At 41.9% G+C, this 1,429-nt stretch carries 2 protein-coding genes; both read left to right on the top strand.

What is annotated here, in order from left to right; translation table 11 throughout:
• Positions 1-44 precede the first annotated feature (44 nt).
• A complete protein-coding gene (locus tag ACT3RN_RS15590; protein WP_192520988.1) occupies positions 45-569 on the top strand; it encodes a helix-turn-helix domain-containing protein in 525 nt (174 codons plus the stop codon).
• Positions 467-1,396 carry an IS3 family transposase gene (locus ACT3RN_RS15595; protein ID WP_192520989.1) on the top strand — a complete coding sequence of 310 codons (930 nt, stop codon included), beginning with the start codon at positions 467-469 and terminating at the stop codon, positions 1,394-1,396. The genes ACT3RN_RS15590 and ACT3RN_RS15595 overlap by 103 nt, the downstream gene beginning before the upstream one ends.
• The last annotated feature ends 33 nt before the right edge of the window (positions 1,397-1,429 follow it).

The raw sequence follows: 1,429 nt of genomic DNA on the forward strand, positions 1-1,429 counted from the left end.
TGAACCGACCCCCATAAGTTGGACACAACTTATGGGGTATTTTTATGCGTTACGATCTAGACTTTAAGATGCAAGTCATCGCATACTATCGGCAAGGACATAGTAGTCAGGCCACCGCTAAGAAATTTAACGTCAATCCAGAGTTTGTACTCAAATGGGTCAAACAATACCAAAGCGGTGGCATAGATGCCATTAAGCCAAAGACAAGCAAAGCCAAATACAGCAGTGAGTTTAAACTGAAAGTGTTAAGCACCATGCTAGAACAAGGTTTAAGTCAATCACAGACAGCACTGACATTTAACATCAGCTCACCGGCCCTAATCAGTCATTGGCACAAAGCGTATCGATTACACGGCTTGTCTGGACTAACAACCAAGCCTAAAGGTAGAGTCGCCATGAGTAAGCCCTTTATTACAGACAAACCAGATGATGAAAAGACATTAGCAGAATTGAAGCGTGAGAATGAATACCTACGTGCGGAGGTTGCTTACCTAAAAAAGCTCGATGCCTTGCTCAAGGAGAAGGAAAAGAAACAAGCTTTGAGAAAGCAAGGCTCATCGAAGCATTGAGGCAAGAGCACCCTTTATCTGCTTTGCTCAACATCGCTAAGATGGCTAAGAGTGTCTTTTACTACCATAGGTGTCAGTTTGATGTTAAAGACAAATATGCAGACTTAAAACAATGTATTACTGAGCTTTACCACAAGCACAAAGGCAGGTATGGCTACCGTAGAGTCACAGCTGCGTTAAAGCAGCAAGGCGCTTATCATAACCATAAGCTCATTGCTAAGCTTATGCGTCAAATGAAGCTTAGCGCAAAGATAAGACGTCAGAATTACCGATCCTATAAAGGACAACAAGGTAAGATCGCGAAGAATTATTTAAAGCGCCAGTTTTATGCAGGTCATCCGCATAAGCGCTGGCTGACTGACATTACTGAGTTTAAGGTGGGTGATGATAAGCTGTATCTATCACCCATACTTGATTGTTATAACAATGAGATTGTCAGTTACACACTCTCAAGGCGACCAACCTATGACTTAGTGAGCAAGATGCTAGGTGATGCTTTAGCAAAGACGAAAGCGTGCCGTGATAAGACACTCATGCTGCACTCAGATCAAGGTTGGCATTATCAAATGAGACAGTTTGGACAGGTGCTTAAACAGCATGGTATTAAGCAAAGTATGAGCAGAAAAGGCAATTGCTTAGATAACGCACTGATGGAAGGGTTCTTCGGGACATTAAAGTGTGAGACAATTTATATTGAAAAGCCTCAAACGATTGAGGAGTTAGAACAACAGATTCATGAGTACATGCACTATTACAATCATGAGCGTATTCAAGTGAAACTAAAAGGACTGAGTCCTGTGCAGTACAGAACTCAGTCCTTGATATAAACTTAAACCGTCCAACATTTGGGGGTCAGTTCA

Origin of the sequence: Psychrobacter sp. AOP5-GZ1-6 (assembly GCF_052376345.1) — a bacterium.
Taxonomy (GTDB): Bacteria; Pseudomonadota; Gammaproteobacteria; order Pseudomonadales; family Moraxellaceae; genus Psychrobacter.